The sequence below is a fragment of the Hydrogenophaga taeniospiralis genome (assembly GCF_020510445.1).
Lineage (GTDB): Bacteria > Pseudomonadota > Gammaproteobacteria > Burkholderiales > Burkholderiaceae_C > Hydrogenophaga.
The window spans coordinates 359,775-374,562 of the sequence record NZ_JAHBAG010000001.1; the positions used below are offsets into that span (position 1 = coordinate 359,775).

Annotated in this window: 15 protein-coding genes; 8 read left to right on the top strand and 7 right to left on the bottom strand. The window is 64.8% G+C overall.

The window, feature by feature from the left end; translation table 11 throughout:
* Positions 1–6 precede the first annotated feature (6 nt).
* Positions 7–456, top strand: coding sequence for a hypothetical protein (locus KIH07_RS01670; protein WP_226490299.1), 450 nt, complete (start codon positions 7–9; stop codon positions 454–456).
* Positions 457–781: 325 nt separating this feature from the next.
* On the opposite strand, the gene KIH07_RS01675 is transcribed toward KIH07_RS01670, so the two are convergent.
* Together KIH07_RS01675 and fba are read right to left on the bottom strand one after the other, a co-directional pair.
* A complete protein-coding gene (locus KIH07_RS01675) occupies positions 782–1,690 on the bottom strand; it encodes a phosphoribosylaminoimidazolesuccinocarboxamide synthase (RefSeq protein WP_226490300.1) in 909 nt (302 codons plus the stop codon).
* 215 nt (positions 1,691–1,905) lie between these two features.
* On the bottom strand, positions 1,906–2,970 hold the full coding sequence (fba, locus tag KIH07_RS01680; protein WP_226490301.1) for a class II fructose-bisphosphate aldolase: 1,065 nt from the start codon (positions 2,968–2,970) through the stop codon (positions 1,906–1,908).
* Positions 2,971–3,176: 206 nt separating this feature from the next.
* Here fba and KIH07_RS01685 point away from each other — a divergent pair, with 206 nt between their 5' ends.
* On the top strand, positions 3,177–3,944 hold the full coding sequence (locus KIH07_RS01685; protein ID WP_226490302.1) for a YdiY family protein: 768 nt from the start codon (positions 3,177–3,179) through the stop codon (positions 3,942–3,944).
* 28 nt (positions 3,945–3,972) lie between these two features.
* Here KIH07_RS01685 and pyk read toward each other — a convergent pair whose 3' ends face one another.
* Positions 3,973–5,406: a pyruvate kinase gene (gene pyk / locus KIH07_RS01690; RefSeq protein WP_226490303.1), complete on the bottom strand. Its 1,434-nt coding sequence runs from the start codon at positions 5,404–5,406 to the stop codon at positions 3,973–3,975.
* A gap of 461 nt (positions 5,407–5,867) precedes the next feature.
* Here pyk and KIH07_RS01695 point away from each other — a divergent pair, with 461 nt between their 5' ends.
* Positions 5,868–6,236: a DUF1428 domain-containing protein gene (locus KIH07_RS01695; RefSeq protein ID WP_226490304.1), complete on the top strand. Its 369-nt coding sequence runs from the start codon at positions 5,868–5,870 to the stop codon at positions 6,234–6,236.
* A gap of 321 nt (positions 6,237–6,557) precedes the next feature.
* Here KIH07_RS01695 and KIH07_RS01700 read toward each other — a convergent pair whose 3' ends face one another.
* From KIH07_RS01700 to KIH07_RS01710, 3 genes are all read right to left on the bottom strand, one after another.
* Positions 6,558–7,412 carry a hypothetical protein gene (locus KIH07_RS01700; protein ID WP_226490305.1) on the bottom strand — a complete coding sequence of 285 codons (855 nt, stop codon included), beginning with the start codon at positions 7,410–7,412 and terminating at the stop codon, positions 6,558–6,560.
* Positions 7,393–8,139 (bottom strand): hypothetical protein, encoded by a 747-nt coding sequence (locus KIH07_RS01705; RefSeq protein WP_226490306.1) that lies wholly within the window; start codon positions 8,137–8,139, stop codon positions 7,393–7,395. The genes KIH07_RS01700 and KIH07_RS01705 overlap by 20 nt, the downstream gene beginning before the upstream one ends.
* Positions 8,140–8,395: 256 nt before the next feature.
* Entirely contained in the window at positions 8,396–9,322 is a 927-nt protein-coding gene (locus KIH07_RS01710) for a class I SAM-dependent methyltransferase (protein WP_226490307.1), read from the bottom strand.
* An 81-nt stretch (positions 9,323–9,403) separates the two neighbouring features.
* Here KIH07_RS01710 and KIH07_RS01715 point away from each other — a divergent pair, with 81 nt between their 5' ends.
* The 3 genes from KIH07_RS01715 (at position 9,404) to KIH07_RS01725 (ending at position 11,512) form a co-directional block, all read left to right on the top strand.
* Positions 9,404–10,432: a LysR family transcriptional regulator gene (locus KIH07_RS01715; protein WP_226490308.1), complete on the top strand. Its 1,029-nt coding sequence runs from the start codon at positions 9,404–9,406 to the stop codon at positions 10,430–10,432.
* Between the two features lie 286 nt (positions 10,433–10,718).
* On the top strand, positions 10,719–10,961 hold the full coding sequence (gene atpE / locus KIH07_RS01720) for a F0F1 ATP synthase subunit C (protein ID WP_068175045.1): 243 nt from the start codon (positions 10,719–10,721) through the stop codon (positions 10,959–10,961).
* Entirely contained in the window at positions 10,958–11,512 is a 555-nt protein-coding gene (locus KIH07_RS01725) for a hypothetical protein (protein WP_226490309.1), read from the top strand. Before atpE ends, KIH07_RS01725 begins: the two co-directional genes overlap by 4 nt.
* Positions 11,513–11,596: 84 nt before the next feature.
* Here the strand turns inward: KIH07_RS01725 and KIH07_RS01730 are convergent, their stop codons facing one another.
* Positions 11,597–12,508, bottom strand: coding sequence for a LysR family transcriptional regulator (locus KIH07_RS01730; RefSeq protein ID WP_226490310.1), 912 nt, complete (start codon positions 12,506–12,508; stop codon positions 11,597–11,599).
* A gap of 111 nt (positions 12,509–12,619) precedes the next feature.
* On the opposite strand from KIH07_RS01730, the gene KIH07_RS01735 reads away from it, so the two are divergent.
* Both KIH07_RS01735 and KIH07_RS01740 read left to right on the top strand, forming a co-directional pair.
* The gene (locus KIH07_RS01735; protein ID WP_226490311.1) at positions 12,620–13,453 is read left to right on the top strand and encodes an alpha/beta hydrolase; all 834 of its coding nucleotides are present in this window, start codon (positions 12,620–12,622) and stop codon (positions 13,451–13,453) included.
* Between the two features lie 87 nt (positions 13,454–13,540).
* The gene (locus KIH07_RS01740) at positions 13,541–14,767 is read left to right on the top strand and encodes an efflux RND transporter periplasmic adaptor subunit (RefSeq protein WP_226490312.1); all 1,227 of its coding nucleotides are present in this window, start codon (positions 13,541–13,543) and stop codon (positions 14,765–14,767) included.
* The last annotated feature ends 21 nt before the right edge of the window (positions 14,768–14,788 follow it).

The window sequence follows — 14,788 nt, forward strand, 5'->3', positions numbered from 1 at the left end:
TCACACATGGAAGCCTCCACACTCAAACCTTTGACCAAATGGCGCTGTGACGTCTGTGGCGAGCCAATCGAGTCCGTCGACGAGGGCTATGTCACGTGGCACGATCCCGCCAAAAGCGGCGCCCCCTATGGATTCAAGATAATTCATCAGGGAAAGTGCGACGACAGAAGAGCCAACCTTTCCGCAGCGCTGCGGGACTACGTGGGAACCGACGGCCTTGCGAAGTTGTTGTCGATTCTGAGCATCGGGCCGCTCAAGACGGCGCAGGGCCAATCCCCCCGAGTCGTCGGCGACCTGGATGAACTGGTTGACTTCATGCGGCGCGTGCAGACCCCCTATTACGAGGAAGCCCGTCAGCGGTTCTCCGAGGAGGAGGTGATGCATGACTTCTACGACTCCAACGAAGTGGCGCCCTACCTGCAGAGCAGGCTCAAGGCGATTGCTGCTGGGGACTGAGAGTCGAGGCGAGGTTTGCTTGGCCCGTGCGCGGGTTTACGGCTTCTTGAAAAACTTCTCGGCCCAGTCCAGCTCGAGCGCAGGGGTTCCCTGAACTCCGACAAGTGTTTCGCCCTGCGCGAAGATTGTTGGCTCTCCTTCGGTAACAGAGATGGCCGGGCCAGTGTATTTCGGGTTTATCAAGTGCGCCCGGGGTGACCGGAAGGAAAATACCTTCGTGAAGCGACCAATCGCGCCCAAAAAAAAGCGAAACTGACCTGCCCCACAAGGGGCCGTTCAGGTCACGCTTGGGCCATCAGAGGCATAACACCCTTGTTGGGAACGCTCAGCCCATCAGCCTCGTCAGCGCTTCCTGGTACTTGGCCGAGGTTTTCTCGATCACCTCCTTGGGCAGGCGCGGCGAGGGCGGCGTCTTGTCCCAGGGCTTGCCGCCGACCTGGGCGGTCTCCAGCCAGTCGCGCAGGAACTGCTTGTCGTAGCTGGGCGGGTTCTGGCCCACCACATAGCTCTCCAGCGGCCAGTAGCGCGAGCTGTCGGGTGTGAGCACCTCGTCCATCAGCACCAGCTTGCCGGCCTTGTCCAGACCGAACTCGAACTTGGTGTCCGCGATGATGATGCCCTTCTTGAGCGCGATCTCGGCCGCGGCCTTGTACAGCGCGATCGACACATCGCGGATCTGCGCGGCCAGCTCGGGGCCGATCATGGCCACGGTCTGCTCGAAGGTGATGTTCTCGTCGTGCTCGCCCATCGCCGCCTTGGCCGCCGGCGTGTAGATCGGCTCGGGCAGCTTGGAAGCGTTCATCAGCCCCTCGGGCAGCGGCACGCCACAGACCGAGCGGCTTTCCTGGTATTCCTTCCAGCCGCTGCCGGCCAGGTAGCCGCGCACCACGGCCTCGACCGGGATCGGCTTGAGGCGCTGCACCAGCATGGAACGGCCTTCGACCTGCGGCACCTCGGCGGGCGACACCACGCTCTCGGGCGCCTCACCGGTGAGGTGGATCGGGCAGATGTTCAGGCCCTTGGGGCCGAGCTGGTCAAACCAGAACAGCGAGAGTTTGGTGAGCAGCCGGCCCTTGCCGGGGATCGGCTCGCCCATGATCACGTCGAAGGCGCTGATGCGGTCGGACGCCACCATGAGGATGCGGTCGTCGCCCACGGCGTAGTTGTCGCGCACCTTGCCGCGCGCGAGCAGGGGCAGGGAGTTCAGGGCGGAGGTGTGGAGGGCGGAAGTCATGATCGGGCGCAGAAGAGTGACAGCCAAGAAAAAAGCCCGGTGACCGAACAGTCAACGGGCTCCGAACCATTCCGGGCGATTATCGCAGGTCGGTCGTGGGGTCAGACGATCCGGCGCCGGGCCGCTCCAAACCGAATCAGCCCCCGGAGCCGGCATGGACCGGGTCCCGCCCCGGTCCAGGGGCAGCGACCCGCGCAGCGGTGGGGCGTGGGGGCTCAAACCACTTTCTGCGCCAGCTCACCCTGGGCGTACTTCGCGGCCATCACGCTTAAGCGTTCGCCCTTGATCTTGCTGCCCTGGCCTTCGCAGCCGAATTCCAGGTAGCGCGCCTTGCACACGGCCTTGGCGGCTTCGCGGGCGGGCTTGAGCCATTCTCGGGCGTCGAACTTCTCGGGGTTTTCGGCCAGGAACTTGCGCACCGCGCCGGTCATGGCCATGCGGATGTCGGTGTCGATGTTGATCTTGCGCACGCCGTGCTTGATGGCTTCCTGGATCTCCTTGACCGGCACGCCATAGGTTTCCTTCATCGCACCGCCGTACTGGTTGATGATGGCGCGCAGCTCCGGCGGCACGCTGGACGAGCCGTGCATCACCAGGTGGGTGTTGGGGATGCGGGCGTGAATCTCTTTCACGCGGCTGATGGCCAGGATGTCGCCGGTGGGCGGGCGGCTGAACTTGTAGGCGCCGTGGCTGGTGCCGATGGCGATGGCCAGGGCGTCGAGCTGGGTGGCCTTGACGAAGGTGGCGGCCTCTTCGGGGTCGGTCAGCATCTGGGAATGGTCCAGCTTGCCTTCGGCGCCGATACCGTCTTCTTCGCCGGCGTCACCGGTTTCCAGGTTGCCCAGGCAGCCGAGTTCGCCTTCCACGGTGACGCCGCTCCTGTGCGCCATTTCGACGACCTTGCGGGTCACGTCGACGTTGTAGTCGAAGCTGGCGGGCGTCTTGCCGTCTTCCATCAGCGAGCCGTCCATCATCACCGAGCCGAAGCCCAGGCCGATGGCGCCTTCGCAGACCTTGACGCTGGTGCCGTGGTCCTGGTGCATCACCATCGGGATGTGCGGATACATCTCGGCAGCGGCCTGGATCAGGTGTTTGATGAAGGCTTCACCCGCGTACTTGCGGGCGCCGGCCGAGGCTTGCAGGATGACGGGCGCGCCGACCTCATCGGCCGCGGCCATGACGGCCTGAACCTGTTCGAGGTTGTTGACGTTGAACGCCGGAATGCCGTAGCCGTTGGCGGCGGCGTGGTCGAGCAGTTCGCGCATGGAAACGAGAGCCATGAAAAATCCCCTAAGGCAAAGTTGGTAACCGGTCTGTAACTCGGGGGAATTTTACCGCCCGTGCGGTCGGCCATGAGCGCTCCGGTCGTAACGGTATGCACGCGCACCGCGCAGACACCATTCGTCACAAAACTCTGGGGAACTGCGGCCCCGGAACCATGACCCCTTCCTGTTCGAATACAAACTGGAAGAGGAAGGAAGCATCCATGCCATGTCGCACCCTGATCGCGGCGCTGACGTCTGCCGCAGCGCTGCTCGCGCCGACGCTCTCGCAAGCCCAGGTCACGCTCATCCCCGATGGGCAGTGGCGCTACCTGCTGACGGCCGGCGCCAACGTCTCGTCCGGCAACAACAAGGCCGGCTCGATGAACCTGGCGGCAGAGGGCGCCCAGCAGTCCCCCGACGACAAATGGACCTGGAGCGCCAAGGCCGACCGGGCGCAGAACGCGGGTGTGGCGACCACCGAGCGCTACGGCCTGCGCACCCAGTACGACCGCGATCTGTCGCCCGACTGGTTCGGCTTCGGTTCGGGCGAGACACTGCGCGACAAGCTGGCCAACATCGCGGCCCGGTATTCGCTGGCCAGCGGCCTGGGGCGCCACGTCTGGCGCGAAGACCGTGGCTACTTCGACGTGTCCGTCGGTCTGGGCTATTCGCACGACCGCTACGTCACCCCCACCGACATCAGAGGCACCCCGCGCGGCACCTACGGCCGGCTGGAGCTGGTGTTGGCGGAAGAGTCCAGCCACCGGCTGACCGACACCACCAGCCTGCGCCAGAAGTTCAGCCTGTACCCGGACCTGCGCGAATCGGGCCGGTACCGCGCCGTGCTCGACACCGGCCTGACCGTGGCGATGACCGAAGCGATGAACGTCACAGCGGGGTTGAGCTACCGCCACGACAGCAAGCCCGGCCCCGACATCAAGAAGGGCGACGCGATGTTCGTGACGGGGGTGTCGTTCCGGCTGGATTAGAAGAGTCACCCCCTGCGCGGGGGACGCCTTACACCGCGCGACAGATCTTCAGGGTGTTAGTACCGCCGGGCTGGCCCATGGGCTCGCCCACGGTGATGGCGTACACGTCGCCGCTTTGCACGATGCCCTTGTTTTTCAAGTGCGCTTCGGCGTCGGCCAGGGCGGTGTCGCGGTCGGCGCTGGTGTCCATGAGCAGGGGGCGCACGTTGCGGTAGAGCGTCATCTTGCGCTGCGCCGTGAGGCTGGAGGTGACGGCGTAGATCGGCATGCGCACGTTGTGCCGGCTCATCCACAACGCGGTCGAACCCGATTCGGTCAGCGCCACGATGGCCTTGGCGCCCAGGTGGTGGGCGGTGAAGAGCGCGCCCATGGCGATGGACTGGTCGATGCGCTTGAAGGTCTTGCCCTTGAAGTCGGCGCTGAGTTCGGCGTACTCGGCCTTCTCGGCCTCCTGGCAGATGTTGGCCATCTCGCGCACGGTTTCCAGCGGGTACTTGCCGGCGGCGGTCTCGGCGCTGAGCATCACGGCGTCGGTGCCGTCGAGCACGGCGTTGGCCACGTCGCTCACCTCGGCACGCGTGGGCACCGGGTTGACGATCATGGACTCCATCATCTGCGTGGCGGTGATCACCACCTTATCCATCTCGCGCGCCAGTCGGATCATGTGCTTCTGCAGACCGGGCACGGACGCGTTGCCCACCTCCACCGCCAGATCACCGCGCGCGACCATGATGCCGTCGGACACCTTGAGGATGTTGGCCAGCTCGGGAATGGCCTCGGCGCGCTCGATCTTGGCGATGAGCGCCGGCTTGTGGCCCGCGGCCTCGCCGGCCACGTTGCAGAGCTGGCGCGCCAGCTCCATGTCGGTCGCGTTCTTGGGGAAACTCACCGCCACGTAGTCGGCCTTCAGGCCCATGGCGGTCTTGATGTCTTCCATGTCCTTGGCGGTCAGGGCCGGCGCGGTCAGGCCGCCGCCCTGCTTGTTGATGCCCTTGTTGTTGGACAACTCGCCGCCGAGCTTCACGGTGGTGTGCACCGCCGGGCCGACCACCTTGTTCACCGTCATCACGATCAGCCCGTCGTTGAGCAGCAGGGTGTCGCCGGCCCTCACGTCGCGCGGCAGTTCCTTGTAGTCCAGGCCCACGCCGTCGATGTCACCGGGCTCGGTGCGCGAAGCGTCGAGCACGAAGGGCTGCCCCGGCTCCAGCATCACCTTGCCGGCGGCGAACTTGCCCACGCGGATCTTGGGGCCCTGCAGGTCGGCCATGATGCCGACCTCGCGCCCGGCGCGCTGGGCCGCCTCGCGCACCAGGGTGGCGCGGTCGATGTGGTCCTGCGCGGTGCCGTGCGAGAAATTGAGCCGCACCACGTTCACCCCGGCGCGGATCATGGCCTCCAGCAGGGCCGGATCGCTCGAAGCGGGACCGAGGGTGGCGACGATTTTGGTGGCGCGTTGGGGCATGCATGTCTCCTGGGCGGTTTGGACGGAAAAACGACCACCGTCCGATGAAACGGGCGGTGGCCTTGTAATTTGGTTTCAATTATCGGTGAAACCAGTTACATCCGGGTTTCAGACTGCGGGCCGGCGGCATGGCCTTGAACGCAGACCACAAAGTCAGTCACCGCATTCTCACAACGTGAAAACCGACCTATTGAGGCTGACTTTGGCTGGGCGCGGGTATTGTTGAAAGGCAGCGCTCGCGTTATTCCGGCGCGACCTGCGGGGCCAAGGGGTCTATGCCAAGGGCGCAGCGGCGGCCGACCTGGCAGACACGCTGCAGCGGCACTGCTCCAGCGCCGCCACAGGGCGCGTGTCCTCCTGCCGGGCAAGCCATGTCGATTTGGCTCCCTGTCGTTCGTCGATGGGATACGGGGCGCCTTCACGCTGGCGCGCCGACGGATCAACCCAACAGGAGAGAAGACATGTCATACATCGATGGTTTCGTGATCGCGGTTCCCACTGCAAACAAGAAAAAATTCATCGAGCACGCGCGACATTTCGATTCGCTATTCATCGAGCTGGGCGCGATTCGCGTGATCGAGGGTTGGGGCGACGACGTCCCCGACGGCAAGGTCACCGACTTCCGCCGTGCCGTCCAGGCCACGGCCGAGGAGACGGTGGCTTTTTCGTGGGTCGAATGGCCGGACAAGGCCACGCGCGACGCCGCCATGAAGAAGATGATGGAAGACCCACGCATGGATCCGTCCACACCCGGCAACCCGCCCATGCCCTTCGACGGCAAACGCATGATCTTCGGCGGCTTCGAACCGGTGGTCGAAGTCAAGGCTTGAGTGGCGGGGGCGACGCCACCCCTGGACGTACCCCGCGTCACAGCGGGCGTCTCGCGTAAGTTGTCGGCCGGCAGGCAGGTGGCGCCGGGACGTCTCGCAGGGCGCCCACTTCCGGGGATCAGCAAGCGCCGCTCACCTCCCCGGTGCAATCGCCGTATGTCAGCTCGCGGGACTCTGCATGGCTGCACACTGTCGGCCAGGAACGGAATCTCATTTCATCAAGACCAAAGGTTGATCAAGGCGCTGACCTGCTGCCATTTGGCTTGAAGTGTCGACAGTCAAACGCCAACCGTGGCCACAAAATTGGTGTGCAGAGCCAACCTACTCCACCATTTCAATCACATGAGCAACAGCCGCCGGAACGGTGGAAACCGCAAACCAGCGCATCTTGACGGCATCAGCCTCGCTCTCAATTTCCGCTCTATTTAGTTTGAGCTGCTCTCGTTGCTTTGGTCCCAGAGTTGGGTCGTCGTCCCTCGGGACTGCCGCGATCAAAGCAGCATTGCCAATACCGGCAACGTCACGAGCACGTTGAAGTTCGAAGAGGCGGGCACGCGCATCACGAACTCCGGCAGCCTGCCTTACCGCATTCAAGACCGTAAAGTGAAGTACCGCCGTAGGACTGAAGTATCCGAACTTCACCATTTGCCCCCCAGGGACCAGTCTCCCACCTTTGCCAAAATTCACTGACAGATCGGGCCGAATAGCGGCAACGCCACTACGAACTTCCGTACTAAAACGTCGATTGACATCCTCCTGTTGCGGAGCGTCGGCTTCGTCAAGCTCGTCCAACTTGTCCATGTTCGCCAAGCTGCTGTAAAGCAATGCCGCGACGTGCAGCAATTCGGTTAAAGAGCGGACTTCAGTCTCTCTGAGGTCACCAGCGTGTAGCCCCATCATGCTGACGCCAACATCACCCAAGCTACTCGCGTTCGCAGCAGCAAGATACATCTGGAACGCTTGTTCAAGCAGCCTACGCACTCCGTCTGCGGCCTTCCCGTACAACGCATCTAAGACGTCATCACGAATGATTCGGGCAGTGCCAGTTTCGCCGCCAAAATCATGAACGAGACCGACCATCAAGCGCTCGCCAGTTCCTGCCACCGGCTCCCAAAAGAGCGGTCTCCAAGCGCAGCGAGGTGCTACTGCCAGCGAATTAGGGTTGTTGGTTTGCATTTGTCAGAAGATCCGCTGGCTTAGGGAATCGGTCAAGAAGACGAATGGCAAGATTGGACAGGCGAGCAGCGACGTAGGCAGCATAGTCTTTGTGTCGCAGGTTGGCTGGCATTGCGTCACTGGCCGAGACCAGAGGGGCTGACCCAACTGCCAGAGCTTGTCCAACAGCAGCTCGGCTAACACGATCATGATCTCCAACCATCTGCGCCATGTCGCACAGCTTGTTGCGATCTGGATAGTCAATTGGGTGTTCGCCAAGCGCTAAAGCATGGTCAATCCACGCTTCCGCCTGACCATCCCACAGGATGTTCCCGAGGTTTCGGTCTCGGTTGTCGATTGCCTCATCAACTACTGCGGCCAAAGGTGTTGTCGGCAACTGAATTGCAAGCTGAACAGCGATACGTGTAGCCGCATCCTTTGCAGGTCCATTCGGTAGTGAGTCCAATGCAAGGCGCTTCTTCAGATTCGGGTACCCGACATCGGAGCTGGCAAAAGCAGGACCTGTCGTCTCATCGACCAAGAATGGCTCGGGCACTGGTAGCCCCCATGCACTGAGCACTAAGGCGGCAAAAGCCTCAGCTGCAATTTCGCCCACCGGTCCTCGTTTAAGAATCGCAGCTCGTCGCGTGCCATCTGGTAGCACGATGACGCAGCGCATCGCTCCGGACAGACCATCTCCAGCAGAAATCTCTGATCCGGCTATCACTGTTGCGGTTTGAAGTTTCATCATTCTTCCTGCACTCCCTGCGGTGAACGTAGTATGCCTTTGCCAACACCAAACACGCTGGTGATCAAACGACTGCAAAGCAGCAGGCCCAGTGAATTCATCGTTCGGCCGAGTCAGACCGAAAACTCGACTCAGTGGCCATACTGTCCGAACCTACGAAGGACCGGGATGGGTCAACCCGGGACCATCGTGGCAGGCAGAAGTCACACTACCCGACATTCAACCCGGGCGCTGAAATACGAGCCCAGGCGCCCGCCTAAGCGGCCGTACCAGGGGCTATCCCACGCACGTGAGCGATGTGCGCAGCTGCAGCCGACCGGAAGGCGTTCTGCCCTGCAGCGTCGTAACGAGCGACCGCCTGATTTCCGTCCAGATCCTCCAGCAGGAGCAGCCCGGTTTCGAGAAGCAGATCCTTCAGGGTGCTGGGGTCGAACCCAGACAGGAATGTCTCCCCAGCAGCCGAGACTTCAGCCTTGAGCCTGCGAAACGACTCGTCGGCCGCGTGGCCGGGGTTCAGGGCTGCCTCGTCGACGTAGGTGAAAACCAGTTCACTGGCTACCGATGTGCACGACGCGATAGCGCGAAGGGCGTTCAGGTTTGCTTCTCGAGTTAGGTACATGGTGACACCGAGCCACGAGAAAAAAGTCGGACGATCTGTCCGAAAAGAGGATCGCGTCAGGGCCGTTCCGAGCGCCTCCATCGCCAAGTCCGCCTCTACGAACTGTACAGAGCTCGGCACCGAGACCTTGCAGGCGGTGAGGCGATGACGCTTCAGCCGCTGCGTCGCGGGATGATCGACTTCATAGATCGTCAGGTTGTTTGCCCAGTCGGGGCGCCGGCACATGAAGCTGTCAAATCCGGCACCGACGATGACGTACTGCTCGATGCCACGCGCCACCGCCTCCTTGAGCGCGTCTTCTGCGTATCGAGACCGAAGGATCACGTCCGCATAGGCCGCATTTGATCGCAACGCCACATCGAGACTGTCACCCTCCGGCATCTGGCCCGGCACCGTTGCGTACATGCGGTCCATGGCGCGCTGACGAAAAGCAGCCTGCGCGGACTCTGGAACAAGCCGGTCGCCCCAGGTATCGTCCAGAAGTGGAGCAGGGTCGCAGCGTGAGTGAACCGCCCGCATGAGCGAGGTGGCAAGTGCTGTACGGCTGGCAGTCGATGGGTTCAACAGGTTTCTCCAAGTTTGGTGGGGGCGATCAGTGCAGGCAAGCCACGCTCTCTGCGGTTCAGGGAGGTTGCAGCCCAACAATTGATCGCCAACAAACGCGAGTTTCAAGTGCCAGAACAATTCTGTACAGTGCACTCTTTGAAGGAAATACCTGCAGGAAATGAACTCATGGATCTAAATCTCCTGACAGCCTTGGATGCCTTGTTAAGCACCGGTAGCGTTAGCGGTGCGGCGCAACGAATGCACCTGAGCGCGCCGGCCATGAGCCATACGCTGGCAAGAATTCGCGAGGCCCTTGGTGATCCAATTCTCGTTCGAGCTGGTCGCAAACTCATCCCCACGCCGCGTGCCAACGCGTTGCGTGAGCCCGTGCGACGGCTCGTGGCCGAAGCCCGCGACTTGATGCAGTCTGGGCACGGCGTGCCTTTGGCCATGATTGAGCGGGAATTTACGGTGCGTGCCCCCGAAGGCATGGGCATCGTCTATGGAGCGGCGTTGCTCGAAGCGATGCGAGAAGAAATCCCGCTGGTGAGATTGCGTTTCGTGCCCGAGAGTGAGAGCGATGCCTCGGCATTGCGTGAAGGGCGGATTGATTTGGACGTGGGAGCCCTCGTCGACCGTGGACCTGAGATCCGAACCTCTTTGCTCTACGAACAGCACATCGTTGGCGTCGTCAAGGCAGGCCACCCGCTTCTCAAAACAGGCATCACGCCAAAGCGGTTCGCATCGCAGCAGCATGTCGCCATCACCCAACGCGGGCAAATTCGGGAATCGATCGATATCTTGCTTGGCGAAGTGGGCATAGCCAGGAAGCCGGTGCTCACGGTACCCAGCGCGTACGGTGCGTTGATGGCGGCTGCACGATCATCGTTGGTTGCGTGCGTTCCCGAACCGTTGGCTCGTACCGTGGCACCAGCACTGGGGCTGGAGATTTTCAAGCTACCCGTTGCTGTCCCTTCCGAACAGGTCGTGCAGGCGTGGCACCCAAGAGACGAGGTGGACCCAGCCCATCGACACCTGCGCGAATGCGTCACTTCTGTATCCAAACAGGGGGCGTTCGGTCCGCTTTCTCGCCGTGCGCTGGCCGCCCACCGCGCTTTGCTGACCTGACCTTCGAACGTCTGCTGGCGAGGCCAAGGTCGGCTACGGGTCGGGCACAGCCGCTCACTTCGGGCGCGACGAGTCGTTCTCGAAGCGCGACCAGGCTGGCCTGTGTTGAGTGTGCCGACGGCGCCGGCGTTGCCCCCTGTGCCCGATCAGCTCAAACCGGGACGTTTGAGGTCACCACACCTGGGGGGATTGGGGTGGCCCTCGCCAGCGGCATGACCTGCGAGGTCATGGATTTCCCGTCGCTGCTCCGCCACAGTGAAGCCATCGCAACAGAAAGGAGCTTCACATGGCAGACCTCAGCAGCCTTCCCCTCGCCGTCGGTCACATGATCGGCCTCGGCGCCCTCGGTTCCTGCGTTGGCATCGGCATCATGGCCAGCAAGTACCTGGAGGCCTCGGCGCGGCAGCCCGAAATGATGGAAGCCATGCAACCCAAGGTCTTCCTGCTCGCGGGTCTGCTGGACGGAGCCTTCATCATCTCGGTGGCGCTGGGCGTGTGGTTCGCCCTGGCCGCGCCGTTCGCCGGATGAGGCCCCGGCCGGGCACGCCGCCACGGCGGGTGCTGGTGGCGGGCGCGGGTGGCGCCCTGCTGCATGCGCTGCGCACCTGCGGACCGCACGCCGAGTTCACGGTACTCACGACGCGCCGTTTCGGGGGGATGCCGCGCCAGACGCGCTGGGCCTTGGTGGCGCCGGGCAACGCATGGGCCGCGTCGCTGCCGCTCGCAGACCACGCGGTGGTCCAGCTCGGGGCGCTGCGGCGCGCGCGCGAAGCGGTGTTCTGGCGCCCGTCGCGCGCCGAGCTCGTGCCCCTGGCCGCGGCCTTGCGCGAGCGGGGTGTGCGCACGCTGGAGGTGTTGCTGGCCGATGGCTCGGCGCTGAGCGCGGTCGAGCGCCAGCGGCTTCACACCCTCGGGTTCGACCAGGTGACGGAGCGGCGACCGGGGACCGCGCCCAGCCGCTCGACCGGCCCCTGGCCCGAACGGCTGGCCGCCTGGATGATCGGCACCGTGCTCGCCACGATGCGGCAGGTGGTAGGCTCAAGGCCGCACCGCCCGGCGCCACGGGTCCCCCGGCGCTGATCGTCGGTCATCGGTTCGCCCGCCACGAGGACGGCGTCGGCACCGCTGCCGGGGCGCTTCTGGATCGGCCCCCGGCCGGTCGCGTCAACGCGCCATCAGGGGGTGTCGCGCCAGCAGCTCCGCCACCCACTCCACGAAGGCCCGCACCTTTGCACTCAGGTGCCGGTTGGGTGGGTACACCACGTACAGCGGAATCGTCATGCAGGTCCAGTCGCCCAGCACCCGCACCAGCTCGCCGCGCTCGATCAAGGGCAGGGCCGTGAAGGAGGCCATCTGCGCGACACCCAGACCCGCCAGCACCGCCGCCGTCACCGCGTTGTTTTCGTTCAACGAGAGCCTGTAGCGGCCTGAAATCTCCAGCGTCTGGCCGTCCTTCTCGAACTCGTTCGGGTAAGGCCGTCCGTTGCGGGTGGAGAAGTGGTTCACCATGGTGTGCTCACGCTCCAGCTGTTCCGGGTGGGTGGGCGTGCCATGCGCCCGCAAGTAGGCCGGCGAGGCCACCGCGATCAGCGACACGTTGGCCACGCGCCGGGCCACGAGCGACTGGTCCAGCAGCTCACCCCCGCGAAGCACGCAGTCCACGTTGTCGGCCAGCAGGTCCACGGACCGGTCGGACACGCCCAGGTCGAGCTGGATGTCGGGGAAGCGGCGGAAGAAGTCGGCCAGCGCGGGGATGATGATCTCGCGCGCCACCGAGCTGCCCACGTCCACGCGCAGGCGCCCGCTGGGGCTGGCCTGGGCGTTGGTCATGCTGGCCTCGATGTCGTCGAGGTCGTTGAGCACGCGCACCGTGCGCTCGTAGTAGGCCGCGCCGTCGGGCGTGACGGTCACGCGGCGTGTGGTGCGGTTGAGCAGTTTGACCTTCAGGCGTGCCTCCAGGTGCTGCACGAGCTTGGTGACCGTGCCCTTGGGCAGATTCAGCGATTCCGCCGCTTTTGTGAAGGTGCCGGCCTCCACCACCCGCGCGAACACGCGTATCGATTGGATCTGATCCATACCCTCTGTCCTTGATGTGCTGTTTTATGGGCGGATTGTTCATGCAATGGAAACAGACAACTGGTTGAAGCTGGCTTTATCCGCAGAAACGGTGTGTCTATAGTCCAGTCCATGGTTTCAACATCCTCGTCCTACGCCCCGTCGGCCCCCGCACAGACCCTGTCGGTGCCGGGCACGCCGCCGCTGGAGCTGCGCGTCTGGGGCAAGAAGCCGCGCGGCGGCGCTTTGCCGCTGGTGCTGCACTTCCACGGCGGCGCCTTTGTCTCGGGCGATCTGGACAGCGGCGCCTGCCTGGCCGGGCTGCTGGCCAGCTCGGGCGCGGTGGTGGCCTCGCTGGCCTACCCGCTGGCGCCCGCGCACCGTTTCCCTGAGGCCGTGGAGGCCGGTTACGCGGCGCTGGAGTGGCTGTACAAGCAGCGCAGCCGCCTGGCCGGCAAGGACGCGCCGCTGTTCCTGGCCGGTGAAGAAGCCGGGGGCAACATCGCCGCCGCGGTGGCGCTGATGGTGCGCGACCGCGGCCACCCGCCGCTGGCCGGGCAGATGCTGGTCGCTCCCATGCTGGACCCGTGCAACGCCACCGCCTCGCTGCGCCAGACCATGGGCGAAGCCACCTGCTGCAAGTGGATCGATGGCTGGCAGCAGTACCTGCGCGGCCCGATGGATGCCGAGCACCCCTACGCCGTGCCCAGCCGCGCGCAGCGCCTGGCCGGCCTGCCGCCCACACTGATCCTGACCGGCGGCGACGACCCGATGCGTGACGAGGCCCTGGCCTACGCCGAGCGCCTGCGCGAAGCGGGCATTGCCGTGCACAGCGGCGTGCTGCCCCCCACCACCGGCTGGCCGGACTCGCTGAGCGAGCAGCCCGCAGAAGAATGTCCGTGCGCCATCGAGGTGCGCGAACACGTCCGCGCCTTCTTCCAGGCCGCGACGCCGCCGCCGTCCTGACGGACCGCCCCCTTTCCCTCCACCCTGAAACGCCAACCCCGGTCATCCACCGGGGTCGGTCCCGCTCGCCCACAAAAAGGAAAAACCATGTCCAAGCTGCCCACTTTCAAGCGCCGCATCTGGTGGCCGACCGCCGCTGCCCTGGCCGCCGTCACCCTCGTGGTGATCGTGCTCGCACAGAAGTCCAACCCCGCGCAGGCCAGTGCGGCGCCGAGTGCGCCGCCGCCCATGCCGGTGTCCGTGGCCACCGTGACCGAGAGCGACATCGCCGCCTGGGACGAGTTCTCCGGCCGCCTGGAAGCGGTGGAGCGCGTGGACATCCGCTCGCGCGTCGCGGGTGTGGTGCAGGCCACGCATTTCCGCGAAGGCGCGCTGGTGGCCAAGGGCGACCTGCTGATCTCCATCGACCCCGCGCCGTATGAGGCCGAGGTGGCGCGGGCCGCCGCGCAGGCGGGCGCGGCCCAGGCGCGTGTGACCTACGCGACCAGCGAATACGCCCGCGCCCGCCGCCTGTGGGACGACAAGGCGATCGCCCAGCGCGAGCTGGACGACCGCGAGAACGGGCTGCGCGAGGCCGAGGCCAACCTCAAGGCCGCGCAGGCGCAGCTGCAGACCATGCGCCTGAGCCTGGGCTACACGCAGGTGCGTGCCCCGGTGGCCGGGCGCATCGGTCGGCTGGAGGTGACGGTGGGCAACCTGGTCGCCGCCGGCCCGGGGGCGCCCGTGCTCACCACCCTGGTCTCGGTCAGCCCGATCTACGCCAGCTTCGACGCCGACGAAAAAACCGTGGCCAGCGCGCTCAAGGGCCTGGCCGGCGCCGGCCACAGCGCACGCCAGCTGATCGAGCGCATTCCCGTGCAGATGGGCACCTCGGACAGCGCCGACACGCCCTACGCCGGCCAGCTGCAGCTGATCGACAACCAGGTCGACCCGCGCAGCGGCACGGTGCGCGTGCGCGCCGTGTTCGACAACAAGGACGGCCACCTGATGCCCGGGCAGTTTGCCCGCATCCGCATGGGCCAGCCGCAGACCGCGCGCACCCTGCTGGTGAGCGAGCGCGCCGTCGGCACCGACCAGGACAAGAAGTTCGTGCTGGTGGTGGGCGAGGGCGACAAGACCGAGTACCGCGCCGTCACGCTGGGCGCGTCGGTCGATGGCCTGCGCACCGTGCTCAGCGGCCTGAAACCCGGCGAACGCATCGTCGTCAACGGCCTGCAGCGCGTGCGCCCCGGTGACGTGGTGCAACCGCAGACCGTTCCGATGAATGCCCGCTCGACGACGCCGGAAACCCCCGTGGCCGTGGCCAAGTCCTGAGCCATCGTGCGAATGAAAAGA